This window comes from Brevibacillus sp. IT-7CA2 (assembly GCF_949767855.1).
GTDB lineage: Bacteria > Bacillota > Bacilli > Brevibacillales > Brevibacillaceae > Brevibacillus.
The window spans coordinates 44145-69518 of record NZ_CATKQT010000008.1; the positions used below are offsets into that span (position 1 = coordinate 44145).

The following is a 25374-nucleotide window of genomic DNA, read 5'->3' on the forward strand; positions in this document are numbered from 1 at the left end:
AAAATGAGGGGAAGGCCCCCCTACCCCTCTATTTTGCTGTTGACGATAATGCTTATTTTTGTGTTACTTTGCCTTCTGCATCACGTTCCACTTTCATATCTGTGATTGGCAAGAAACCCAATTCTGTTACAGTTTTCTTTTGTACTTCGTCAGTCAGGATGAAGTCGAGGAACGCTTTTGCATCGCCAGTTGCTTCACCTTTGGTGTACATATGCTCGTACGCCCATACTGGATATTTGTTCGATGTAATGTTTTCTGCGTTTGCTTCCACGCCATCCAATTTCAGAGCTTTTACAGAGTCATTGAAGTAGGACAGTGCCAAGTAGCCAATTGCACCTGGTGTTTCTGCAATGATTTTGCGAACAGTACCGGAGGAATCCTCTGTGATACCTTCTGCTTCTTCTTTACCATCCAACGCGAATTTGCTGAATGTCGCGCGAGTTCCGGAAGATTTCGGACGGTTAACCAGCGTGATCTTCATGTCTTCACCGCCAACGTCTTTCCAGTTGGTGATTTTACCAGTGAAGATATCGATCAATTGTTGCTTGGTCAAGTTGTCTACTTTTACTTGCGGGCTTACCGCTGCTGCCATACCGACAACCGCTACTTTATGGTCTACCAGTTCGTTTGCTGGAATGCCTTTTTTCTCTTCTGCAAAAATATCAGAGTTACCAATCGTTGCTGCACCGCTTGCTACTTGGCTCAAGCCCGTGCCGCTTCCTCCGCCTTGTACTTGGATTTGTGCGCCTGCATTTTTTGCCATAAAGTCTTTGGCCGCTTGCTCGACCAGAGGCTGTAAAGCGGTTGAACCCACTGCTGTTACAGGTTCACCGGAAGTTTTTGTTGTCGAACCAGAGTTGCTTTGCTCCTGGGCTGGCTTTTGCGCCGGTGCTGGTGTCTGTGCAGTGTTGCCACTTCCACACCCCGCGAGTAATGCCCCTACACATGTCAGCGCAATAAACATTTTGCTGAGTTTTTTCATTTGATGAAAATCCTCCTTAAAAGGTTCGGTTTGTTTTTTTCTCTCTTACAAGTACAAACTATACAGCGGGAATGTTGTCGTATTATGTTGTGAATGTAAAGCTTTCTTAAAGATGGAGAAATTCCTGTTGTAAAACCGAAAACATGGGAATAATGTCCCTATTCTTTTCTGGGGGTGTCCATATGGATCGACTGGCCTTGCTGTTTGTTATCATCGGTGCCCTGAACTGGGGATTAATCGGGTTATTTCAGTTTGATTTAGTCGCAAGCTTGTTTGGAGGAGCAGAGTCGATCGTAAGTCGAATCGTGTATACGTTGGTAGGCTTGTTTGGGGTGTATGCCATCAAGTTTCTATTCACGGATCGGGAAGAAACACCAACATAAAAAAAACTATGTCCGGCTGTTGTGGAGAGGAGGAAACAGGAGAAAACGCTCAGCTTCTTGTCCCACCCGCTGAGGGATTCACTGCCCGCCTCCATGCAAAAAGCGAAACCGCGTCCAAAGTAGTTCTTTCAGGATGTTTTTCAGAGGTGGACGCTTAAGAGCGTGTTTCGCTTTTTGCATTTCGTCTCGGTCGGTGTACCAAAGATCTTCGCTTATTTCTCCTGTTTCCTCTACGAGCTTTCCGTGTTATTCGAGAGGTTTTAAAAGCCTTAAAAGATTGAAGAATGTATTCAGTCACGACAGAGAAGAATATTTCCAGACGTAGCGACTTGTGAAGTCCTACCGAGCGGAGAAGCGATTAGCGGGCAAAAGAAACGCAACGTGCCCGAGCGACGAAGCGGCTACCACTTTTGCGTTTCCCCGCTAATCGCTTCGGAGCGGGCAGTCCACACTTCCCCGAGGGACGGAGCCTGGAGCCTAGACTGGAAATATTCTTCTCTCCACGACAGCCACTATACGTGAAACACAATATCCACGAAAAAAAGCGGCACATCCCGATTAACAGGGTGTGCCGCTTTTATGGTGATGATTAATTGTCTCGTTTCAGTGGCTCGGAGAGATCTACGTGCCCCATCAGCGTTTCTACTTTCTTGCCATCCTCCAAGAAGACAATCTCCTTTACTTCCGAGAACTGAAAGAATGTATTCTTCAACGCATCCATAGCCATCGTCTCGCCACTTGAACCCATATTGAACTGATTCTTGCTATCTGCGTCAATTTTCAGGGTTCCTTTATCAAGTGTGATCGAATGGTACTTGAAGTCTTTCCACAGTGGAATGTGCACGTCTGGCTTTACAGGCGTCTCCAGCAGGGCAAGTGTCTTTTTGTACTTCTCGATATCTTCTGCATACGTGATCTCTTGCTCTTCTTTTTGCAGCTCCATCACATTATTATCCGAATAGTAAACGGTGACCATTTGCTTTTTCAGAGTCGGCTCTGTTGTCGATGGATCAGTGTTTGAACCAGATGGCTGTTCTACTGGTGTGGTTGGCTGTGGTGTTTCTGTCGCGTTTTGCCCACATCCGGCCAAAAGCAGCATCAATAACGCTGCCATCCAGATCACTCGACTTTTTTTCATCGTGAAAAGCCCCCTTACTGATAAGACTCGTAGTATTCACGAATAGCCGCAACAATGGCTTTCGCGATTTTATCTTGGAATGCCGGATTCGTCAGCTGTGCATTCTCCTGTGGATTGGAGAGGAAGCCAGTTTCGGTCAACACAGCAGGCATTTTCGTGTTTTTGATCACATAAAAGCCGCTCTGCTTGACTCCTCGATCCGGGAACTGCGTTGCCCCACGCAAATGTTTATGTACCACTTGGGCAAAGTCTTTGCTGTTTTCATTATAATAGAAAGTTTCTGTTCCTGCAGCCGTCGGTTTCGGGAATGCGTTGGCATGCATAGACAAGAACAAGTCGGCTTCTAACTCATTGGCAAAAGCGACACGCTCTGACAGTTCATAAAACACATCCGTCGTGCGGACGGGAACGACTTGAAACTCTGGATATTGCTTCAGCAAATCCACAATCTTATTGGAGACAGCCAAGTTGTAATCTTTTTCATTGTTGCCAGCAGAGCCCTTCGTGCCTGGGTCTTTTCCTCCATGACCGGCGTCAACGACGATCAGGTAACCTGTTTTCTTCGGTTTTGGCGTCAATTTTACTTCGATACCGTCTTTCGTGTAAGCCAGCTCATACGTGCTCTTTTGGTTCAGCTCAATGACGACGCGAACCGTGTCAGGGGATGCACTGTATTGGCTGTAACGCAGGTCAGCGATGAGAGGTTCTTCTTTCGCTTGTTCTGCCTGATTCAGTTCATCAGAATCTGAATCTGTACCTTGGTCTTCATCATCAGCAGAGGCTACTTCCTCGGATTCGCCTACGCTATCGTTTTTCTCGTCTTGACGTTTTAGATCTTCGATTAAATCATCATCCAATGCTGTTTGCGGGAGATCCAAGACGATCCGGTGAGGACCTGTCATCACAAAGGACTGAGGAATGACAGGTATGGTCGTTTCAATACGAATACGGTCGCCGTCCTCAGATACATCTTTCAAAATATTGAGGCGATCGATCTCAACCTGATTATTTTTCTTGTCCCATGCAAATGACCCTCCAAGCTCGTCCTCCAATTGACGTAATGGGAGGACCAACTGATCATCAATCGTCATCCCGCGCTCAGGTCTTTTCCACTCAAAGCCTTTTTGTCCTACTTGCTCAGCTACAGCCTGTGCGGACGCGTACATCGTGTCTTCCACTTGATACAGCTTGATCGGCTGGGTTGGTGCCTTGCCATTCAGCTTGACCTGTGGTGTTTCGTTCGCAATGACAGTTCGTGTGCTGTTGTCCCACCCGACTGTAACGCCAAGTGACTCACCGACAAAACGCAGTGGCAGCAGCATACGCTTTTGTGAAATAACAGGCGGCGTATCGAGCTTCACTTGTTTGCCGTTCAACACTGCTGTACGGGAGTCAAGTGTAAGGGAGAGGTGCTGTGTGCCTCTGGTAATGACAGCTGTTCGAGTAGCGTCATTCCAATCCACTTTTGCACCTAGCCCTTCGGCGATGACACGGACGGGAACCAACGTGCGTCCATTCTTGATGACTGGCGGCACTTCAGCATTCACTGCTTGTCCACCAATCATGAGATTGACAGCCTCCTCTGAGGCACTGCTTGCTGCAACCGCCCAACCGGGGATTAGCAGCAGGACCAGCAGCGCAAAAAGCAGAGGGTAAAATCGTCTCTTCATCCTGACCTCCTCCGTGATGTCTGTTTTCTTCGTTATGTGGCGTCAGCCAATGTGCAACGTTCACCATTCTATTAGACGCTAGATGATCTGTAAAGTTTATAGTCTTTTGGTACCAAAATGAAAAGACCGCCTCCGCATGCCCCGCGAGACAGTCTTTGTAACTGATATTTGTTATCGAAAAAATCCCCTTCTCTCTTGCCTACTTACTTCTTGAACCGGTTTTTTTATCATGTTCAAGCCCCCGTTGGCAAGAAATTGCTGTATCAGCGAAATCACAGCTGGATTTGACAGCACCTTAATGGAGTCAGCTACCTTTGGGTTTTTCAATTGGGGAATAGCGTCGCCTAGATACGGTAAAAGCGGCAGTAAATCTTCGATAGAAATAGCAGGCTTTTGTGGTGGTTGGGTTACAGCTTCCACTTGAGCGGTATTCCGTCGTCCTCCAAACAGCAGACCTCGCCGTTCTCCTGTACTTCTTGGAGGTGCCTGTTTAAGACGCCCCAGTGTATTCTTCATATCCTGTAGCTCCTGTCGCACCTGACTCATTTCTTTCATCATTTGGGCATTGTTTGAATGCTGTGCATCCGCAAGTTTGTTGATCGATTCTAGCAAATGGTTCTTGGGGACAGCCTGCTTCTTTTTCGGTTTCATTTTCTCAACGATAATCCCACCTCCCTCCTCACTCTACCCCCTTATCTAAAACGTTTTTTTATATTTTCCAAATCCTTTGCAGTGACACCTTTTTTCGAAAGCTTATTCAACAGACTTCCGACATTTTCTGTTTTCTGCATCTGACGAAACTGCGCAGCATAACTGTTAACCTCTTGCTCAGTCAATTTTTTCCCTGACTTTCTGGCCATTTCACGAATGACTTCCTTGATTCCCGCATCTGTCCTCAGCTTTTCCTTAGGAATGGATTTTACAATGTTGAGCAAAGAACCAATATCCATCAATATCCCCCCTGGTTGCAGTTAGTTCCTTTTTACTCTATGTAGCCAAGGGCGTAATGGATTGGTCATTTGTCCATGAGACAGAAAAAAAGAAGAGGGAAACGAAACTAGCCCTCTTCTCCTGCATTCTTATTTTTTGGTGATATCCGCATATTTGAAATCGATAGCACCCAGACCATCCATCACGACATCTTTCAAATTCTCGTTCTGCACCCAAGAGTTCGCGTAGAAGTAAATTGGCATGATTGGCATTTCATCCATCAGGATTTGCTCAGCCTGCATGAGAATTGCTTTACGCTTCTCTGGGTCTTGCTCCAAAGCGGATTGGTTCAGGAGCTCCTTGTACTTTGGATTTCCCCAACGTGTATCGTTGTTTCCGCCGTCTTTTTCCTGGAACATTTCCAAGAAGTTGATGGGATCATTGAAGTCACCCAGCCAGCCTCCACGAGCGACTTGATAATTACCTTGGTGTACGTCTTCTAAGTATACCTTCCACTCTGTATTTTTGAGCTTGATATCTACGCCGAGGTTTTTCTTCCATTGATCCTGTATTTCTTCTGCGATCTTTTTATGACCTTCGGATGTGTTGTAGATGAGTGTGATTGGGGGGAGTTTGGAGATACCCTCTTCCTTCATACCTTCTACCAGTAATTTCTTTGCAACTTCGAGATCATTATCTTTGAAGTAACCGTCTTTGTTCAACGCCATGCTCGGAGGTACATAGCCTGTTGCCGGTACTTGACCAGCTTTGAGGATATCGGCGGTGATGCTTTCACGATTAATTGCATACGCGAACGCCTTACGAATTTTTGCGTTGGTAAACGGTGCTTGCTCTGTATTGAAACGATAAAAGTAGGCACCGGCGATTGGTTGTGTCTTCAAGATGCCAGCTTCCCTCAAAACCGGAAGTGCGTCGGTTGGCAGCGAGGAATTTGGAGCACCGGCCCAATCCAGTTCGTCGTTATCAAACAAGGACAATTCCGTATTCTCATCCTCTATCATGGAGAATTCGATCTTATCCAATTTTACATTGGCTTTATCCCAGTACTTCTCGTTTTTTACGACAGTCAGATTGCTCTTGTGTTTCCATGTTTCCATTTTGAATGGTCCGTTGCCAACAACCGTCTTTGCCTCGTCAGCCCATTTTTTATTGCCTTCGACTACCTTCTTGTTCACAGGGAAGTATGTGTTAAAAGCAACCAGCTCCGGGAAAAATGGTGTCGAGTTTGTCAGTTCCACTTTTAGCGTCTTATCGTCAATCGCCTTTACGCCAACGTCTCCAGCCTTGCCGGTCCCATTATTGAATGCTTCTGCGCCCTTCACATAATACAACTGGTAGGCGTAGTTGGAAGCTGTCTTTGGATCGAGCGCGCGTTTCCAAGCATACTCGAAGTCATATGCCGTTAGTGGATCGCCGTTGCTCCATTTGGCTTCACGAATCTTGAATGTATAAGTCTTCCCATCCTTAGAAACGGTATAGCTCTCTGCTGCGGCTGGGTGCACCTTACCGTCTTTTCCGAGACGTGTCAGACCTTCGAATATAGCAGTGATGATCGTGCTAGAGGTAGTATCCTCCGCAATTCCTGGGTCTGCTGTAGGCGGCTCCGATTGCAGATTTATTCTTAATACTTTAGGCTCAGCTGCTTGGATAGCGCCTTCGTACCCTGTCATCATTCCACCGAAAACAAGGACTGAACTCAACACCATAAAAACACTCTTCTTCATCATATACCCTCATTACCTCCTGATAAAATCTTCCAAAAATAGTATACAATAAAAAGTAAAATTTTGGATATTAAATAGACAAAAAAAGAAGAGAGGTGAGTATAACACCGCTCTTCTTTTACAGGCACAGCTATTATTTCTTTTCTACGATATCTGCGTATTTGTAATCTACAGCACCCAGACCATCGATGATTACGTCTTGAACCTTGTCGTCTTTCACCCAAGATTGTGTGTAGTAGTAGATTGGCATAATTGGCATTTCATCCATCAGGATTTGCTCCGCTTGCGCCAGGATTGCTTTACGTTTTTCTGGGTCTAGCTCCAGAGCGGATTGGTTCAGGAGTTCTTTGTACTTCGGATTTTCCCAACGAGTATCGTTGTTTCCGCCGTCTTTTTCCTTGAACATTTCCAGGAAGTTGATTGGATCGTTGAAGTCACCCAACCAGCCTGCACGAGCCACTTGGTATTTACCTTGGTGTACGTCATCCAGGTATACTTTCCACTCTTTGTTCTCGAGCTTCACGTCTACGCCCAGATTTTTCTTCCATTGGTCTTGGATTGCCTCAGCAATCTTTTTGTGACCTTCGGAAGTGTTGAAGGAAAGAGTAAGTGCCGGGAATTTGGTGAGACCCTCTTCTTTCAATCCTTCTTCGAGCAATTTCTTCGCTGTCTCGATGTCATTATCCTTGTAGAAACCGTCTTTGTTCAGTGCCATGCTTGGTGGTACATAGCCTGTTGCAGGCAATTGACCAGCTTGCAGGATGTTGTCGATCAGGCTTTGACGATCGATCGCATAGGCAAACGCTTTACGGATTTTTACGTTGTTAAACGGTGGTTTTTCTGTGTTGAAACGGTAGAAGTAAGTACCCGCGATTGGCTGAGTTGTCATTTTTCCGGATTCTTTCAAAGCCGGGATCGCGTCTGTTGGCAACGCAGATGTTGGAGCACCTGCCCAGTGCAGTTCACCGTTTTCGTACATGGACAGCTCAGTATTCTCATCCTCTACCATGGAGAATTCGATTTTGTCCAATTTTACATTGTCTTTATCCCAGTAGTTATCGTTTTTGGAAACTACGAGCTTGCTCTTGTGCTCCCAAGAATCCATTTTGAATGGACCGTTACCAATAACTGTTTTCGCATCGGTAGCCCATTTCTCATTGCCATCTACTACTTTTGGATTAACTGGGAAGTATGTTTTGAATGCAACCAGCTCCAGGAAGAATGGAGTTGGGTTCGCCAATTCTACTTCGAGTGTTTTATCGTCAACTGCTTTTACGCCAACTTCTTCTACTTTACCCTTGCCTTTGTTGTAGGCTTCTGCGCCCTTCACATAGTACAGTTGGTATGCATAGTTGGAAGCTGTTTTTGGATCAAGAGCGCGTTTCCAAGCATATTCGAAATCTTTTGCGGATACAGGATCGCCGTTGCTCCATTTGTTATCACGGATTTTGAATGTATATTTTTTACCGTCCTCAGAAACAGTATAGCTCTCTGCTGCTGCTGGAGCATATTTACCGTCTTTACCAACGCGAGTCAGACCTTCGAAGGTAGCTGTGATGATTGTGCTGGAAGTTGTATCTTCCGCAATACCTGGGTCAGCTGTTGGTGGCTCGGAGTGCAGGTTCAGTTTCAGTAATTTAGAGCCAGTTGCTGGTGCAGAATTTTCTGTCTTTCCTGCCGATGCATTGCTATCTGCTGGTGCCGCCTGGTTTCCGCCACCGCATCCTGCGAGTGCCGCACCAAGAACGAGGATAGAACTCATTGCCACGAAAACATTCTTTTTCATACAAGTAATCCCCCTTTTCTAAATCTTTTATCAATATACATGGTTTTATATATTTTTTAAATATGTTTTAGAATGATTTAATAAATTTTTATTTATTTATAAAGAGAATTAATAAATTATAAAATATGTTGATCGATAAATAAATTTTCCATAACATCCCTACCTCGATATCTTTAAGGAAAACCGCATAATATCAAGATTTTTCAGGGTTGAGGATTCACACCTCATTTATTGTTCTATTTTTTCATTCAGCCAATTTTACCTACATTCAGTAAAGTGACAACAGTAATTTAATTAATAATTTTATAATTTCTACTATTATCGTCAATCCTCTGCTCGATTGTTCTCTCTTATAAATGGTTTACAAAAAAAGAAGAGTGCCGTAGCACCCTTCCTGTATTACAACGTGTTATGCGGTTTTTCTTATTGAATGTCTGCCCATTTCCAGTCTACGAAGCCCAGACCGTCGAGTACTACACCTTTTACTTTGTCTTTTTTCACATAAGAATGAGTGTAGTAGTAGATTGGCATTGCTGGCATTTCGTCCATGAAAATGGCTTCTGCTTGTGCCAGGATTTGTTTGCGTTTTTCTGGGTCTTGTTCCAAAGCAGACTGGTTCAGCAGCTCTTTGTACTTCGGATTTTCCCATTTCGTGTCGTTGTTGCCGCCATCTTTGTCCTTGAACAGGTCCAAGAACGTGTATGGATCGTTGTAGTCACCAGTCCAGCTGGAACGTGCGATTTGGAATTTACCTTGGTTTACATCTTCCAAGAATACTTTCCATTCTTTGTTCTCCAGCTTAATGTCTACGCCGAGTGCTTTTTTCCATTGGTCTTGGATCGCTTCGGCAATTTTCTTGTGACCTTCAGACGTGTTGAAGGAAAGTGTCAGGGTCGGCATTTTGGTAATGCCTTCTTCCTTCATACCTTCTTCCAGCAATTTTTTCGCTACTTCTACATCGCCGTCTTTGAAGTACGGGCTTGTTGCCACTGCCATTGTTGGCGGGATCAGACCCATAGCTGGTTCTTGGTTTGCTTGCGTGATGTTGTCGATGATAGATTTACGATCGATTGCATAAGCAAACGCCTTACGGATTTTCGCGTTGTTGAACGGCGGAACTTCCGTATTGAATTTGTACATGTACGTACCCGCGATCGGGCGTGTTTGCATTTGACCGGATTCTTTCAATGCAGGAATCGCATCGGTAGGAAGTGCGCTCAAAGGAGCTCCGGACCAATCCAGATCGTCATTGTCGAACATGGACAGCTCTGTATTTGCATCTTCAACCATGGAGAAGTTGAGCTTGTCGAGTTTTACAGCGTCTTTATCCCAGTAGGTATCGCTCTTCACGAGAACCAATTTGCTCTTATGTTCCCATGTTTCCATTTTGAATGGACCGTTACCTACGTGTGTAGCTGCTTCGCCCGCCCATTTATCGCTGCCTTCCACTACTTTTTGGTTAACTGGGTAGTACGTATAGAACGCAGTCAGCTCCAAGAAGAATGGTGTTGGGTTCTTCAAAGTCACGACGAGTGTTTTATCGTCTGTCGCTTTTACGCCAACATCATCAGCTTTTGCTTTACCCTTGTTGTATTCTTCTGCGTTTTTCAGGTAATACAATTGGTAGGAGTAGTTAGATGCTGTCTTCGGATCGAGCGCTCGCTTCCAAGCGAATTCGAAATCTTTTGCAGTAACTGGCTCTCCATTGCTCCATTTGCTGTCACGCAGGGTGAATGTATAAGTAAGACCATCTTGGGATACGTCAATTTTTTCTGCTACAGATGGTTGTGGTTTGCCATCTTCGCCAATACGAGTGAGACCATCAAATGTTGCACGCAGAACCGCACTGGAAGTAGAATCCTCAGCCAATGCAGGGTCAGCAGTTGGTGGCTCGGACATCATGTTCATTCTCAATTCTTTAGGTCCACTTGTTTGCTCACCAGCAGGTTTGCTACCTTGCTCTCCTGCTTTCTCGCCGCCGCCACAGCCTGCCAGCGCCGCACTCAAAACTAGGATAGAACTCATTGCTGCAAAAACGCTTTTTTTCACGGTGTTGACCCCCTTTTTTCTATCGGTAAAACTTCATTGAAAGCTACTCCACAAATATACTGCATTTTTAGTAATATTGAAGACATTTTAAGTAAAATTAATTATGTTTTATTCAAACATCAAATTCTATTAAAGGAAATAAATTTGGTAATTTCATCATGAAGAAGTATGCCTCGTACATAAAAATTTATGCAGTATGAAAACAACCCCTCCAGCTAGAAGGCGAAGGGGTTCACAATGATTACATTTGGGCTTGTCGATACTCGTTTGGCGCTACACCGACGATTGCTCGAAAATCTCGAATGAAGTGAGAGTGATCGTAGTAGCCTAGAGAGGTAGACAGGTCCAGCCAATCTTGGACCGTTCCCTGGTCAATCTGCTCTGCCGCCTCATGCAGTCTGTATCGTTGGATGACCGACTTCGGACTAACGCCTACGTACCGATCAAACAAGCGCTGCATCGTCCGCAAGTTCATTCCGGTCAACTGTACCGCATCCTCGACTTTGAGTACGGCTCGATCTGCCTGGATCATCCTGACGATTTCACTGATGCGCGCTACATTCGGATCAGGCTTCGGCAAATGTTCGAATAAAAAGGCTTCTACCGTTTTCACCATTTGCTGATCATCTGGCAGGCTCAGCACTTCTTTCTCAAGCTGCTCGGTTGCAACACCAAATACGGCTTCCAGACTCGTAGAAGTGCCACTCAGCACGGATACCGGGGCATTCAGAAACGGATAAAAACCTCCGGGCCTGAATTTCACACCGAAAACGTGACCTTGTCCCTCTAATAGATGCGAGGAAGTCGTGCGTGCTACACCAAAAATGCCCGTTGCTCCTTTTTCAAACACCAGATTCACATTGGGATGAGCCAATACGGTTTGCGAGTGAGGAAGTTCTGTACGCAAATCCCACCGGACGACCCAGTAGTGCTGCACGAAGTAGCTAATTTCGGCAGATGGCTCGTATCTATCTAGCGAAAATTTCTTCTGTCCAATCATGGCATGCAGTACACCCTTTGGGAACTTGGCAGTCTGATTTTCCAAGGTGCGCCTCCTGTCGTGTTTTTACAATACACACTACCGAATTCTTCTTATAGTAAGAGTAGTAGTTGGGAGACTTGATTACAATTCCCAAATGAAAAAATCAGGGGGTAAAACGATGGATCTTCGCTTCGATTTCTACATTGCTGCTACGCCAGAGCAGGTCTGGCATGTCCTTACTTCCGATGAAGGCGTCAAGAGTACTTTCTTTGGCTGTACGATCCGCTCGACTTTTCAAGTAGGCGATGAGATGGCTTACGTTGGTCCTGGAAAAGACGGTGACGACACGGTTCATGTATACGGGAAAATCTTGCAGCTCGAACCTCATCACATTTTCAGTTTCACTGAACATCCTGGCCCTGCCTATTACGAGAATCATGCGGAATTGCAGTCTCGTGTCACCATTACCTTAGAACCGGTTGGCGGTTGCACCAAGCTGACATTGATTCAGGATCAATGGACAGAAAATCACCCCTCCCACGTAAGTGCCAGCAACAATTGGCCGATGATGCTCTCGTCGATCAAGACGTATGCGGAGACAGGCAAGACACTTGATTTTGGCTACTAATACAAAAGATCCCGAGACCAGCAATTTCGTTGGTCTCGGGATTTTTGTTATATTCGTTACTCCGTCATTTCTGCCCACTTCAGGTCGATAAATCCGAGTCCATCCACTTGAACGCCTTTCACTTTGTCACTTTGCACCCAGACATCCACATCAGTGAACAACGGGATCAACGGCATGGCATCCATAAAGATTTGTTCAGCCTCTACAAACAGTTGCTTGCGTTTCTCTGGGTCAATTTCTACCGACGCCTGTTTCAGCAGCTCTTGATAGCGTGGATCTTCCCAGCCCGTGTCGTTGTTACCGCCTTTCCCTTCACGGAACATCTCCAGGTAGTTCATCGGATCATTAAAGTCTGCATTCCAACCGATACGGCCCATCTCGTAATTGAGTTCATGCATATCCTGCAAGTGAACAGCGAACTCCTTCACCATGAGCTTTACTTCAATGCCAAGCTTTTGTTTCCATTGGTCCTGAATCGCTTCGGCAATTTTCTTATGTCTGTCGTTTGGATTGTAAGACAAGGTTATCGGAGGCAGCGTTGTCACGTTGAGCTCCTTCATGCCTTCTTCCAGCAGCTTTTTCGCTGTTTCCACGTCATTATCCTTGAAGTAGCCTTCTTTATTGATAATCATGGATTGCGGCAGCATCCCCATCGTTGGCACCTGGCCCACTTGTGTGATGTTATCTACAATGGTTTGACGATCAACCGAGTATGCCAATGCTTTACGAATTTTCACATTGCTGAGTGGCCCTTTTGTCGTATTCATCTTGTACCAGTACATCGTCGCTTTTGGATGAACAACGAGTTTGCCCGCGTCTTTCAGTGACGGAATCGCATCGGTGGGAAGTCCGCCGAGTGGCTGACCTGCCCAATCCAGCTCACCGTTCTCGAACATGGACAGGGCTGTATTATCGTCCTCGATCATCGCGAATTCAATGCGATCGAGCTTCACTACGTCTTTATCCCAGTAGTGCTCGTTCTTTTCCAGTACGATCTTGCTCTTATGCTCCCACGCTGTCATCTTAAATGGACCATTGCTTACGTGCGTCGCCGCTTCGTTTGCCCATTTTGGATTGGCCTCCACTACTTTTTGGTTAACCGGGTAGTACGTGTAGAAAGCAGTCAGCTCCAGGAAGTAAGGCGTTGGATTCTCCAGCGTGACTTCCAGTGTTTTGTCATCGAGAGCCTTTGCACCGAGTTCGTCGGGCTTTACCTTGCCTTCGTGAATCAGCTTCGCATTTTTAATATAGTACAACTGATATGCATACTCAGCCCCAAAAGTCTTGCCGAGTGCACGCTTCCATGCATACACGAAGTCATGGGCAGTTACTGGATCGCCATTGCTCCATTTCGAGTCGCGGAGCGTGAACGTATACACCAGTTTGTCATCTGAGAGCTTTATATCGGATGCTACTGAATTTACTGGCTTTGCGTTAGCATCGAAGCGAGTCAAGCCATCAAAAGTAGCACGAACAACCGCTCCCGAAGTGGCATCCTTCGCAAGACCAGGGTCCGCTGTCGATGGCTCGCTCGTAATGTTCGCCCGAAATAGCTGCGGCTTTGCATTTGCAGGCTTTTCAGCGGGTGCTGCGGTTCCCTCAGCTGGAGGGGCTGTCGTTGATGGCTGACTCGTGGAGCATCCAGCTAACACGCTTCCGGCGACCAGCATCGCGCCAAGAAACAACTTGAGATTTCTTTTCATCTGAAAATTCCCCCTTATTTATATTTTCACATTTCAAACACAATATACTCAACCGGAATTGGGTTGAAAACGGAGTTGTTATAGATTTAATTAAATTTTATGAAAATTCATTATATTATAAACAAAAGTAAAGCCCAACCAGCTTTTCGGCCAGTTGGGCTTTTGTTGATCGATCAATTATTTCTACTTTAGAACGCTGGAATAATCGCGCCTTTGTATTCATCTTCAATGAACTTTTTCACTTCAGGTGAGTTCAGTGCTTTTGCCAGCTTTTGAATCGCTTCGGAATCCTTGTTGTCAGGACGAGCTACCAAGAAGTTTGCGTATGGAGTATCTTTATCTTCAATAAACAGGGCGTCTTTGGTTGGAACAAGCTTTGCTTCCAGCGCATAGTTGGTGTTGATCAATGCCAAATCTACTTCTTCCAGAACGCGTGGCAGCATTGCTGCTTCTACTTCTTTGAATTTCAGGTTTTTCTTGTTCTCAACAACGTCTTTCACTGTACCGCTGATGCCAGCGCCTTCTTTCAGCTTGATCACGCCATTTTTCTCCAAGAGTGCTAGTGCACGACCGCTGTTTGTTGGATCGTTTGGCAGTGCGACTGTTGCGCCATCAGCTAATTCATCTACAGATTTTACTTTTTTGCTGTAAGCGCCGAATGGCTCGATATGAACAGCCACTACTGGCTCCAGGTTCATGTTTTGTCCTTTATTGAAGTCTTCCAGGTAAGGCTTGTGCTGGAAGAAGTTTGCGTCGAGTTGTTTCTCGTTCACTTGAACGTTAGGTTGTACATAATCGGTGAACTCTTTAATTTCCAGGTTCACGCCTTGTTCTTTCAGTTTTGGTTGAACGAATTTCAAGATTGCTGCGTGTGGAACGGGAGAAGCGCCTACCTTCAATGTTACTTCCTGTTGTCCGCCTTGTGCGCCGCCTTCAGCTGGAGCAGGTGCTGTTTCGGTTTTGCCTCCGCAAGCTGCCAAAGAAAATGCCAATACAGTAGAAAGTACAGATACGACTAGCTTTTTCATGAATGATTTCCCCCTTGCTTGTATTTGTCTTATTCTTTGATAACTTATATGGAAAAATCCTACTTACGGCTGAACTTAAGAACCAGACGGTCCCCCAGCGATTGTAAGATCTGTACCATCACCAGCAAAATAACAACAGTCACAATCATGACATCGGTTTGGAAACGTTGGTATCCGTATCGAATCGCCAAGTCACCCAAACCACCACCGCCAATTACCCCAGACATCGCTGTATAGGAGACCAGCGTAACCGTCGTGATCGTAATACCCGCAATCAGTCCAGATCTAGACTCTGGCAAAAGGACATTCCAGACGATCTGCCAATTGGAAGCCCCCATAGATTGTGCAGCCTCAATCACGCCTTTATCAATCTCACGCAGAGATGTTTCCACCAAACGCGCGAAAAACGGAGCGGCACCAAATACGAGCGGCGGAATGGCACCAAGTACGCCGAGTGAAGTTCCTACGATCATTTTCGTCACAGGAATCAGCAAGATCATCAAAATGATAAACGGTACCGAACGCAATACGTTGACAACGAATGATGCGATCGTATAAAAAGTGCGGTTTTGCAGAAGCTGTCCGCGTGAAGTCAAAAACAGAATGATTCCCAACGGCAAACCAATCAGGACGGTAAACAGGGTGGAAAAGCCGAGCATCGTGAGCGTGTCCATCGTACCTACGCCGATTTCAGCCCAATCCACATTCTCGAATGTCCAGTCCATTTATATCACCTCTACTTCCAAGCCACGTTGGCGCAGCGTCTCAATGGTCTTTTGATTCTGTGCAACATCGCCTTCCAGCTCGATCACCAACTGACCATACGGCGTATCCTTCATGCGGGAGATCGTTCCCTGCAAAATGCTGAACACCGTGCCGGTCTCTTGCATCGTTTGGAACAGGATCGGCTGGTACGTTTTTTCTCCGAGGAAGGTGACACGAGCAATGGTGCGGATCCCCGAAGCCTTTTCGTGCTCAACTGCTTCGCGCAGTTCTGTAGAATCCGCTACTTGTTCCACGAATTCTTGTGTCGTTGGATGCTTCGGACGAAGGAATACGTCCAGTACGTTACCCGACTCGACGATCTTTCCTCCATCAATCACGCCGACACGATCACAAATGGAGCGAATGACGTGCATCTCGTGGGTAATCAGCACAATGGTCAAGCCCAGCTTGCGGTTGATATCCAAAAGCAGTGCCAGAATGGAGTTCGTCGTCTGCGGATCGAGAGCCGATGTAGCTTCGTCACAGAGCAGCACTTTTGGATCATTCGCGAGCGCCCGGGCGATTCCGACACGCTGCTTCTGTCCGCCAGACAGCTGGGACGGATATTTGTCCTTATGTGCCTCCAAGCCAACCAGCTTCAGCAGCTCGTTTACTTTCTTATCAATCTCTGCCTTCGGACGCTTGGCCAGCTTGAGCGGAAAAGCGACATTTTCGCCGACTGTCGAAGAAGACAGCAAGTTGAAGTGCTGAAAAATCATGCCGATTGAGCGGCGCTTTTCTTGCAGCTTCCCTTCAGCCAGCTTTGTCAAATCGACGCCGTCCACAATAACTTCCCCTGAAGTTGGGCGCTCCAGCAAATTGATGCACCGGATCAACGTACTTTTACCTGCACCAGAGTGTCCGATAATCCCGTATATTTCTCCTTGCTCTATGGAAAGGTCGATCCCCGTTAATGCTGGGATGGTTTTACCTTGTACTTGATAGCTTTTATGCAAATGACGCAGTTGGATCAACGCATCCACCTCCCGACCACAATCTAAATAAAATCAGAAAACCCCTTTTTTCATAAACGAAAAAGGGGCTGCAACGCAATGTTATACGTTCGCATCCACCCTTCTCATCTATACAAGATCCAAACAATCTTGTAGGAATTGGCACCGCGACGTTCATCCGAAAATGAACCGGCTGCCGGGCTTCATAGGGCCTGTCCCTCCGCCTCTCTTGATAAGAAAGATATCTACGTATATTATGTTCGTCTTTTCTATTTCATGATGATACAAAACGGATTATATCCTTTTCGGAAATATCACGTCAATAGTAATAGAAGGAAAAGTTTTTTAATCCATGACGCCGTTGCGGATGATTTTTGACTTTACGTGGAAGCGAAACGTTGCATCCTGAAACATCTTTCGCCATTCAGCCTGCGTCATGTTGGCCATTCCTCTTTTCTCTGAACGATAGATCGAGCCGAAGCCAATTGGGTCAACATCGAGGCTCTTCAGTTTGCTTATCAGTTTATGCAATTCTTTTTCAAGCTCTTTCTCCAGGCCATGTTCCATAATTTTCATCAACTTGGCATTTTCTAGCTTTAGCGGGATGGTTAACTCCAAAATTCGAGCATGCAACTTGACATGAATATCGAAGATCGGTGGGGATACTTGGCTTAGTTTGATTTTCGAATGGCTGGAAATTGTATCGAAAACGAGCTGCACTTGGTCTTTTTTGCTGTTGTGGTTTTTTAGTGACTCCCCAAAAATAGCAGCAGGAACAGAAGTATCATAGCTGCCGATGCGGAACTTTCCCTTGATAAGTTTGAGTAGAAAGGCTTCCTTGGGTGTAACCCATGACACATAACGATCACCTTTGAATAAGGCGATGCCTTTGATTTTCAGTTCATTTCCCTTTCTTTCTATGTACGGCATGACCGGGTCGATTCCTTTTTCATAGTAAGCCCGGAAAAACTCATGCATGGTCGAAGAAGGAATTTTTTCCCCACGGATATTTTGCTCAATCAAACGATACAGGTAGATTCCAATATTCCCTTGTTCTGAATAAGGATACGTCAGCATATCATATGTTTCGCCTGCAAACACACAAAGATAAATCCTGCTAGAAAGGGACGAGTCCCGATACAACGTGTCAATGATGCTGCCAAGTCCCTGCTTTGCAAAGTATTCACTGTAGAGGGCAACACGAATTTGCCCACCCAATACTCTTTTATCTGATTGCAAATTCATCTTATCCCGGATTCCTTTGCTGGTTTCCCCTGTGGCTGATAAGATCTGTATCTTATGCCTTGCCTCTGGATTAATGGAAGGCATGACAGACGTCCCACGAATTTTGCTATCTTTCAACAGATCATAGCCGACAGCCGTTGCAAGTCCTGTCTCATCGAAAATTTGCCGATCCGAGCAGCCTGTTACAATCAAGATGCCCGAACACCACAGCACCAAAAACCGCTTCAACAAGGGCATCGCGTATTTTCGATCATGTCGCATCAGGCACTTTCCCCTTTGCTCGTCGATTTCGTCGGTTGCGTTCGCTGCTTTAGTAGAACCATGATGTACAAAAAATAGGGGTACAGGAATGCAACATACATACTCGTTGTCCCATACCAATCATTGATCATATTCATCTCCAGCCTTGTAAACACCGTCAATGAAGTAATATAGATCAGGGGCATAATCCAATTCAACGATGTTCGCAAGTTGAATCCGAAGAGGCGTTTGAGTCCACGTGCAGAGCACCACAAATACAACATAATATTGGGCAAGATGACGATGAGCCACAAAGAAATGACAACCAGCTCGAACCTTTCCAGAACGGGGAGGTACACCATCTTGTGCAGATTGAGTGTCGCCCAGATCGTCCGCATAAGCTGACCCTGACTAAAGAAGACCAGGGACACGAGCATGATAAGCAAATAGGCCAGATACGTCACCAGCACCGCCCACTGGGTACTTTTGTTGACCCTATCTTTATTTTCTACAAAGGGGTAAACCACGTAGATCACCTCAAAGCCAACACTGGTCAAAGACATGGCCAGCATTCCTTTGAAAAGGTTCTCCAAACTGCTGTCCATGATCGGAAACAAATACTCCCAATGCGCGTATTGCAGCGGAAAATAAAGATCACATAAAAGCCAGATCGTTACCGCAATCGAAAAAAACGTATATCCGGCTACTACTCTAATCCCCCCCACAATGGTGTAATACACGAGAAACAAGATGATTCCAGACAAAATCCACGTAGGCAAATTCGGAAACACCCATGTTTGGACCACTTCGATGTAGTTGCGCAGAATAACTCCCGCCGATATAAAAAAATAAGTCAAATAAAGGAGGCTAATGCCTGTTCCAAGCCACCTTCCAAACACATCTTCTTGAATCCCGTACAGATCGGCTGAAGGGTATTTTTGTAAGGTCTTGATAATGATCCAGACCGTTACATGAGTAATCAAGCCAGCAAGTATGACCGAAATCCAGGCATCATGCCCTGCTTCCTTGGCAATGATTCGTTGAAAGCCCAGGACACCCATCCCAACTTGAGTGCCATGCACCAGAAGCCCGGCAAGAAATGCTGATATCGTATTGCTCTTCGTTACATTCAAATTGATCTTCATAGCCGCCTCACTTACTCGTCAATGTCTTTCTTCTCTTTGGCTTTGTCTCTGTCAAAACGCAATATTCGTTTTGGATTAAAAAACTTGAGGCGTTCCGAAAGGGAGGATAAGGGAGCACGAATAAAGCCATCCTTCCAATCAGTAAATCGCACGGGGTAAATGGGGTACATATACGGACGCCCCAAGCTAGTCTGACGTAGCAAATGGCTAGCTAGAAAGCTAAATCCAACCACAATCCCTAATGAACCTAGCACCCCCGCCAGTAAAATCATCGGAAAACGAACCACCCGGATTGTAGAACCGATCATATAGCTAGGCGCGATAAAAGATGACAAAGCCCCGAGGGCAACGATAATAATCAAGATATTGCTCGTGAATCCGGCCTGAACGATAGCTTGTCCGATAACAATACCGCCTACGATACCAATCGTCTGACCGACCTTGGTCGGCAGTCTCGCTCCCGCTTCCCGCAAAAGCTCAATGATCAGCTCCATCAAGAGGGCCTCCCACAACGGCGGGAACGGTACCCGAGAGCGTGATTGCGCGAGCGAAAGCAAGAGGTCAGCTGGAACCATCTCGTAATGATAGGTCAGGGCTGCCACATAGATCGGCGTGAGGATCAGGGACAAAATCATGGCAAAGATGCGCATGAGCCTGTTGAAGGTAGCAAGACTCCAACGCAAGTAATAGTCATCTGGCGACTGAAAAAATTGCAACAGGGTGGTGGGACCAAGTAAAGCAAACGGGCTCCCCTCCACGAGTATGGCAATCTGTCCTTGGCGCAACCCTTGTATAGCACGGTCTGGACGCTCTGTTTGCTGAAGAGTAGGAAATAATGACTTCTCATTGTCCGCGATATGCTGAGCTAGTATAGTGGAATCCAGACTGGTGTCTAATTCCAGATCATCAATCCGTTGACGCACCGTATTCACATTTTCCTCATCGGCCGTCCCGCTCAAATACAGTATCGATACATTCATCGGTATGCTTTTTCCCACGCTCAATCGTTCATGGAACAACCTTGGGGTAGACATATATTTGCGAATGATGCAGATGTTCACGTTCAGTTCTTCTACAAAGGCGATCTGTGGGCCTAGTACAACGGTTTCGATTTCGGGCGCTTGAATGCTTCTGCCAACTGTGCCATCACTAGGGAACGCCAAGCCGTAGGACGAGTCCTCCACTTGAATGACAATATGACCGCTTAGTAAACGTTCAATGGCTTCCCCTTCATCAAAAACCCGGTTACTGCTAGACGCTCCTAGGTGCCGAGCAATTTCCTCCACTCCGCTTTCTTCCAAACAAATCTCACGTAGCTTCGGGATGAGCTCACTGTAAACAACCTTGGCATCCGCCATGGTCGATAAATAGAAAAGTCGCACGCGGCCTTCTGGCTCATCGATATGTTCAGTGACCAAGTCGCTTGTATGTGTAAACCAATTCTGTGCACTCTCCCGATCCATCGACACTGTCACCTCAGCACTTAGAAAATCATGGTTAGTCTTTCCTAAAAAACACAAAAAAACAGCACGCTTAGTTTTGCGTGCTGCTTTTCTTTTCTCCTACGGGTTGATCTGACGTTTCTGTAGGAGGGGCTATTTTTTCTTGCATAAAAGACTGAACCTGATCGACATCTGGAACCAGAACGGAGCCTGCGCGGTTCGATTCACGGAACATCCCCATTGGCGGCAATTGATAATTGCCCGGCTGTAGCGTGTCCAATTTTAATCCGAGTGCAGAAAGCTTCAGCATGTCCACCGAACTAATATTGGTTTGAATATACGGGGTTACTTCCTTCAAAATCGTAGGAAGCTGAATCAACGTCGTGCCATTCTTCATCTGATTCACGACAGCCGACATCAATTTGCGTTGTCGCTCCGTCCGTGTATAATCGGAGGTCGCATCATGGCGGAAACGGACATATTGCAAGGCCTTGTCTCCATCGAGCTTTTGCAGACCCTTTTTCAAATTAATATCGTAGACACCTTTGTCTGTCGGGTCATGATAGTACATGTTTTTTTCTACATCGATCTCGACTCCACCCACTGCATCAATCAGAGCCTTGAAGCCTTCAAAATCAGTAATGACGTAACGATCTACGGGAAGTCCCGTGAACTGACTAACGGTTTCCATTGCCAACTCAGGCCCACCTTCTACAATCGCAGAGTTGATTCGCGAGCTGCCTTTACCGGGAATATCTACATACGTATCACGCAGGATTGAGAACATATCATAACGTTTCCCCGCAGGGTCGATGCTGACCAGCATCATGGAGTCAGAACGAGGAAGCCCGTTATTTTTCATTCCTCTGCGGTCTACTCCCATCAGCAGGATGTTGACACGTTCCTTGCCATCCCACTCTGGTATTTCTGCTGCTTTGGTGGAATTCCCACCACTAGGCGGTGCGATGTTGGGCTCTTGAATATTTTGAGCAAATTGATAAAAAGAGTATCCGTAATATCCAGCTGTCGTAGCCATCACGACAAGCAAAAGAAGCAACACTCGTTTCCATATTTTCATAAAGTCCACCTTTATTCTCTCTATCCTCAGTTGATGTCATCTCTCCACTTTGATTAGTATACTCGAATTTGCGGAAAGTGGAGCAGCCTTTATTTGGGTACCTGTGACATTGTAAACATTTTAATTTACAAAGTTTAGAATATTCGTTATACTATTCTTATCCTTAATGATAAGGGGTGCATTCGCGTGATTTCACCGTCAGCTTTCCTCAATCGCTATCCACGTGAGGCCATTTTCTTCCTCATCGCCAGCTTTATTAACTCCTCCGGGAGCGCTTTTATGTGGCCACTTACTACCTTATACGTACATACCATTTTGCAACGCTCGATGACAGAAGCTGGATTCGTCCTGATGATCCAATCTCTGGCTGGAATCTTCGGCCAATTCATCGGCGGATCGTTGTTTCATCGACTAGGTGCCAAGCGTCTCATTGTCGGTGCATTGATTTTTCAAGGACTTATTCAATTCTCCATTCCTTTCGTTCAGAGCTGGCCTGTCTACCTGATTCTCATGATGGGACTTGGTTTTACGTTCAACCTGTCGTTCCCAGCTATTCAAGCATTTATTGGTTTTCGCTGGAAGGAACAGCGTCGCGAATTATTTAACATCGTCTACGTCGGTAATAATTTGGGGATGGCAATCGGAACTGCATTGGCAGGCGTCATTGCCACTTTATCCTTCCAGCTTACTTTTTGGTTCAACAGCACGAGCACCTTATTGTTTGCCTTGTTCTTCTTCCTTTTTATGAAGAACATATCTCATCAGGAGCTGGTCGGAGAGCAACAGGAGGAACAGCAAAAAGACCGCGAGAAAAACAACTTTACCCTGCTATTGCGCTACCAATTGTACTTGTTTATGGCATTAGGCGCAGCACTTATTTTCTTTTCCAATACGGTGTGGAACACAGGCGTTGCACCTTACATTACCGAACAAGGTATGCCTCTGTCTTCGTATAGCTGGCTGTGGACGATCAACGGGATTATCATTTTTGCCGGCCAACCCATCACATCCTGGATCAAGCGGCTGTTGAATCAGAGCTTGTCTGCTCAACTCGTCGTCAGTGCCATCGCGTATGCTGTCGGTTTTGGGTGTATGCTGGCCTACCACGGTAGTTATTACGCATTTGTTGTCGGAATGGTTATCACTACATTTGGAGAAATGCTAATCTCGCCCACTATTCCTACTTTTATATCGGAAAAAACCGGAGAGAATGCACCGTTTTATTTGGGGGTCGTAGGGGCGATTACAACTGGTGGGAGACTGCTGGGGCCTTTGGCTATGGGGTTCATATACGACAACGGTGGCATTCATCCAACCCTGTTCTTGGCAACCCTTGTCTCTGCGGGTTCGGTTCTGCTCTGTCTGTTACACGCTTATTTTCATCGGGAAAAACGAACTGGGGTTGAAGCTAAATACTGATATCAACTGCAAAGAAGCCGCCCGCCCTTTTACAGGACGAGCGGCTTTTTGGTTAAACTACTTCTTTTCTTCCTTAATTGATACTTCCCAATCTGCCTTATGCTCTTTGTACATCGCGTCGAAACCAACCGACAGTTCCTTCACATCTGCATTTTCACTCCAAACCTTCAATCGGCCTGTGATGTTGAATGTACCGTCCTCATTGACTGTCTGATCGAATGAGAAACTGCCGCTTTCATTATTCCTCTTATCATCGGACACCTCCCAATCATATGGAACTCCGACAATACCTTTGGCAAACTTGCCTTCTACCTCTATTGTGTAAACCGCTATATCATCTTCCATTTCCTTCTTCACGGATTTAAAAGTAAACTCATTTCCGTCACTTTTTACAGTGATCGGTTTCTTTTTCAGTTCAGCCAATGGCAGCTTTGTCTGGAGCGTTGACTTTTCAAAACCTGTATCGAGGGCTACAGGTTCAAAAAGGTACGCTGCGCAGCTATACCTTTTTGCTTGTACACCTTAATACGACGGAAAATAGTGGAAAAAGATCGCAACTTTTTTGAAAAATTTTATGTAAGTTTAAAAGTCGAACCAGACAGTGAAGGTTTGTATTACCTGAGAGTTATTTGCGGCAGTCGGGTAGCCTAAATAGCAATCCAGAAGAAATCACTGTAGACGGTCATATGCTATCATAGGTATGTCTTTCGTAAATATCACAACTGGGAAATGAAGGAGAGAATGAGAGAAAGAGAGGGTAAACATAATTGATGGAAGCAAATGATCATGTAGCGCCAAATCCACATTGGAAAAAGAACATTATTCTCTTTCTAAGCAGTCAGGCGATTTCGCTTTTTGGATCATCTTTAGTTCAATATGCGATGATGTGGTATATCACGCTGAATACGCAATCCGGTATCATGATGACGTTATATATCATTTGCGGCTTCATCCCTACTTTTCTTTTATCCCCCATTGCCGGAGTTTGGGCAGACCGCTACAATCGCAAACTGTTGATCATTTATGCGGATGCTATGATTGCCTTTGCAACGCTTATACTCGCAGTCGTCTTTTTAATGGGATACAATGCGACCTGGCTTCTCTTTCTCATGGCTGCTATCCGTGCAGTCGGAGCCGGTATTCAAACCCCGGCTGTCGGAGCTATTTTGCCGCAAATCGTACCAAGCGACCAACTGACGAGAATTAATGGCATAAACGGAAGCTTGCAGGCTGTTATTATGTTTGTATCCCCTATGGTGAGCGCTGCATTACTTACCATGTCTACCATTGAAATGATTTTCTTTATCGATGTCATTACCGCAATGCTTGCCATTGGTACGTTGCTCATTTTCCTAAAGATTCCTTTACACGAGAAGGCATCGGAAATACAAAAAACGAGCTACTTCAGTGATTTTAAAGAAGGATTAGTTTACATTAAAAATAATGATTTTCTGAAGAAATTCTTTTTATTCTTCGCCTTCTTCTTTATCTTGATGGCGCCCGCTGCATTTTTGACCCCACTGCAGGTAACTCGTAGCTTCGGCGACGAGGTTTGGCGGTTAACGGCAATCGAAATTGCTTTTTCAGTCGGGATGATGGCTGGCGGAGGAATTATTGCCTCTTGGGGAGGCTTTACAAACAGAGTGCACACCATGACATTCGCGAGCTTTATCATGGGCGCCTGCACATTAGCCCTCGGTATCATTCCGAACTTTTGGATTTATCTAGTCTTCATGGCGCTATTTGGCGTAGCTATGCCCATTTTCAATACCCCGACAATGGTCTTGGTTCAAGAGAAAGTGGATGAAAACTATTTGGGAAGAATATTTGGTGTGTTCGGTATGATTTCCACTTCGATGATGCCAATGGGTATGCTTATTTTTGGACCGATTGCAGACGTTGTTAAAATTGAGTGGCTTCTGGTTGCAACGGGGCTATTCATTTTAATACTGGCTATGTTGTTAGGGAAAAATAAGGTATTAATACAAGCTGGAAAGCCTACATTGAATGAGTCTCCATGAATAAAGTCTCCCATCGACGGGAGATTTTTTCATACCAAAAAA

At 45.6% G+C, this 25374-nt stretch carries 22 protein-coding genes and 1 riboswitch; of the genes, 4 read left to right on the forward strand and 18 right to left on the reverse strand.

The features are described 5' to 3' along the window. Positions 1–52: 52 nt before the first annotated feature. Complete coding sequence (locus ACM6JA_RS05330; RefSeq protein WP_007721131.1) at positions 53–982, reverse strand: phosphate ABC transporter substrate-binding protein PstS family protein; 930 nt, start codon at positions 980–982, stop codon at positions 53–55. 182 nt (positions 983–1164) lie between these two features. On the opposite strand from ACM6JA_RS05330, the gene ACM6JA_RS05335 reads away from it, so the two are divergent. Continuing rightward, a complete protein-coding gene (locus ACM6JA_RS05335) occupies positions 1165–1365 on the forward strand; it encodes a DUF378 domain-containing protein (RefSeq protein ID WP_409176883.1) in 201 nt (66 codons plus the stop codon). A gap of 589 nt (positions 1366–1954) precedes the next feature. On the opposite strand, the gene ACM6JA_RS05340 is transcribed toward ACM6JA_RS05335, so the two are convergent. From ACM6JA_RS05340 to ACM6JA_RS05375, 8 genes are all read right to left on the reverse strand, one after another. Then, complete coding sequence (locus ACM6JA_RS05340) at positions 1955–2503, reverse strand: GerMN domain-containing protein (protein WP_414851477.1); 549 nt, start codon at positions 2501–2503, stop codon at positions 1955–1957. Positions 2504–2517: 14 nt separating this feature from the next. Further along, complete coding sequence (locus ACM6JA_RS05345) at positions 2518–4173, reverse strand: N-acetylmuramoyl-L-alanine amidase (RefSeq protein WP_414851478.1); 1656 nt, start codon at positions 4171–4173, stop codon at positions 2518–2520. 171 nt (positions 4174–4344) lie between these two features. After that, the gene (locus ACM6JA_RS05350; protein WP_414851479.1) at positions 4345–4824 is read right to left on the reverse strand and encodes a hypothetical protein; all 480 of its coding nucleotides are present in this window, start codon (positions 4822–4824) and stop codon (positions 4345–4347) included. A gap of 41 nt (positions 4825–4865) precedes the next feature. Further along, positions 4866–5123: a hypothetical protein gene (locus tag ACM6JA_RS05355; RefSeq protein WP_007721136.1), complete on the reverse strand. Its 258-nt coding sequence runs from the start codon at positions 5121–5123 to the stop codon at positions 4866–4868. Positions 5124–5252: 129 nt separating this feature from the next. Beyond that, positions 5253–6848, reverse strand: a complete 1596-nt coding sequence (locus tag ACM6JA_RS05360; RefSeq protein ID WP_414851516.1) for a peptide ABC transporter substrate-binding protein — start codon at positions 6846–6848, stop codon at positions 5253–5255. Positions 6849–6981: 133 nt separating this feature from the next. After that, the gene (locus ACM6JA_RS05365) at positions 6982–8634 is read right to left on the reverse strand and encodes a peptide ABC transporter substrate-binding protein (protein WP_414851480.1); all 1653 of its coding nucleotides are present in this window, start codon (positions 8632–8634) and stop codon (positions 6982–6984) included. 423 nt (positions 8635–9057) lie between these two features. Beyond that, positions 9058–10683: a peptide ABC transporter substrate-binding protein gene (locus ACM6JA_RS05370; protein ID WP_414851481.1), complete on the reverse strand. Its 1626-nt coding sequence runs from the start codon at positions 10681–10683 to the stop codon at positions 9058–9060. Positions 10684–10924: 241 nt separating this feature from the next. After that, complete coding sequence (locus ACM6JA_RS05375) at positions 10925–11728, reverse strand: AraC family transcriptional regulator (RefSeq protein WP_414851482.1); 804 nt, start codon at positions 11726–11728, stop codon at positions 10925–10927. A gap of 115 nt (positions 11729–11843) precedes the next feature. On the opposite strand from ACM6JA_RS05375, the gene ACM6JA_RS05380 reads away from it, so the two are divergent. Further along, positions 11844–12293 (forward strand): SRPBCC family protein, encoded by a 450-nt coding sequence (locus ACM6JA_RS05380; protein WP_414851483.1) that lies wholly within the window; start codon positions 11844–11846, stop codon positions 12291–12293. Between the two features lie 56 nt (positions 12294–12349). Here the strand turns inward: ACM6JA_RS05380 and ACM6JA_RS05385 are convergent, their stop codons facing one another. From ACM6JA_RS05385 to ACM6JA_RS05420, 8 genes are all read right to left on the reverse strand, one after another. Then, entirely contained in the window at positions 12350–13996 is a 1647-nt protein-coding gene (locus ACM6JA_RS05385) for a peptide ABC transporter substrate-binding protein (protein WP_414851484.1), read from the reverse strand. Between the two features lie 188 nt (positions 13997–14184). Continuing rightward, positions 14185–15024 (reverse strand): MetQ/NlpA family ABC transporter substrate-binding protein, encoded by an 840-nt coding sequence (locus tag ACM6JA_RS05390; protein ID WP_007721150.1) that lies wholly within the window; start codon positions 15022–15024, stop codon positions 14185–14187. A 59-nt stretch (positions 15025–15083) separates the two neighbouring features. Beyond that, positions 15084–15749 carry a methionine ABC transporter permease gene (locus tag ACM6JA_RS05395; RefSeq protein ID WP_007721152.1) on the reverse strand — a complete coding sequence of 222 codons (666 nt, stop codon included), beginning with the start codon at positions 15747–15749 and terminating at the stop codon, positions 15084–15086. Next, the gene (locus ACM6JA_RS05400) at positions 15750–16763 is read right to left on the reverse strand and encodes a methionine ABC transporter ATP-binding protein (protein ID WP_007721154.1); all 1014 of its coding nucleotides are present in this window, start codon (positions 16761–16763) and stop codon (positions 15750–15752) included. Between the two features lie 101 nt (positions 16764–16864). Further along, positions 16865–16981, reverse strand: a riboswitch (SAM riboswitch). Between the two features lie 106 nt (positions 16982–17087). Further along, the gene (locus tag ACM6JA_RS05405) at positions 17088–18248 is read right to left on the reverse strand and encodes a Ger(x)C family spore germination protein (protein WP_414851485.1); all 1161 of its coding nucleotides are present in this window, start codon (positions 18246–18248) and stop codon (positions 17088–17090) included. After that, positions 18248–19372: a GerAB/ArcD/ProY family transporter gene (locus tag ACM6JA_RS05410; protein ID WP_414851486.1), complete on the reverse strand. Its 1125-nt coding sequence runs from the start codon at positions 19370–19372 to the stop codon at positions 18248–18250. Before ACM6JA_RS05410 ends, ACM6JA_RS05405 begins: the two co-directional genes overlap by 1 nt. A gap of 11 nt (positions 19373–19383) precedes the next feature. Next, positions 19384–20835, reverse strand: coding sequence for a spore germination protein (locus tag ACM6JA_RS05415; protein ID WP_414851487.1), 1452 nt, complete (start codon positions 20833–20835; stop codon positions 19384–19386). Positions 20836–20905: 70 nt separating this feature from the next. Further along, positions 20906–21892, reverse strand: a complete 987-nt coding sequence (locus tag ACM6JA_RS05420) for an LCP family protein (RefSeq protein ID WP_414851488.1) — start codon at positions 21890–21892, stop codon at positions 20906–20908. Between the two features lie 186 nt (positions 21893–22078). Here ACM6JA_RS05420 and ACM6JA_RS05425 point away from each other — a divergent pair, with 186 nt between their 5' ends. Continuing rightward, positions 22079–23311, forward strand: a complete 1233-nt coding sequence (locus ACM6JA_RS05425) for an MFS transporter (protein WP_414851489.1) — start codon at positions 22079–22081, stop codon at positions 23309–23311. A 57-nt stretch (positions 23312–23368) separates the two neighbouring features. Here ACM6JA_RS05425 and ACM6JA_RS05430 read toward each other — a convergent pair whose 3' ends face one another. Next, complete coding sequence (locus ACM6JA_RS05430; RefSeq protein ID WP_414851490.1) at positions 23369–23734, reverse strand: hypothetical protein; 366 nt, start codon at positions 23732–23734, stop codon at positions 23369–23371. A 347-nt stretch (positions 23735–24081) separates the two neighbouring features. Here ACM6JA_RS05430 and ACM6JA_RS05435 point away from each other — a divergent pair, with 347 nt between their 5' ends. Continuing rightward, the gene (locus ACM6JA_RS05435; protein ID WP_414851491.1) at positions 24082–25332 is read left to right on the forward strand and encodes an MFS transporter; all 1251 of its coding nucleotides are present in this window, start codon (positions 24082–24084) and stop codon (positions 25330–25332) included. The last annotated feature ends 42 nt before the right edge of the window (positions 25333–25374 follow it).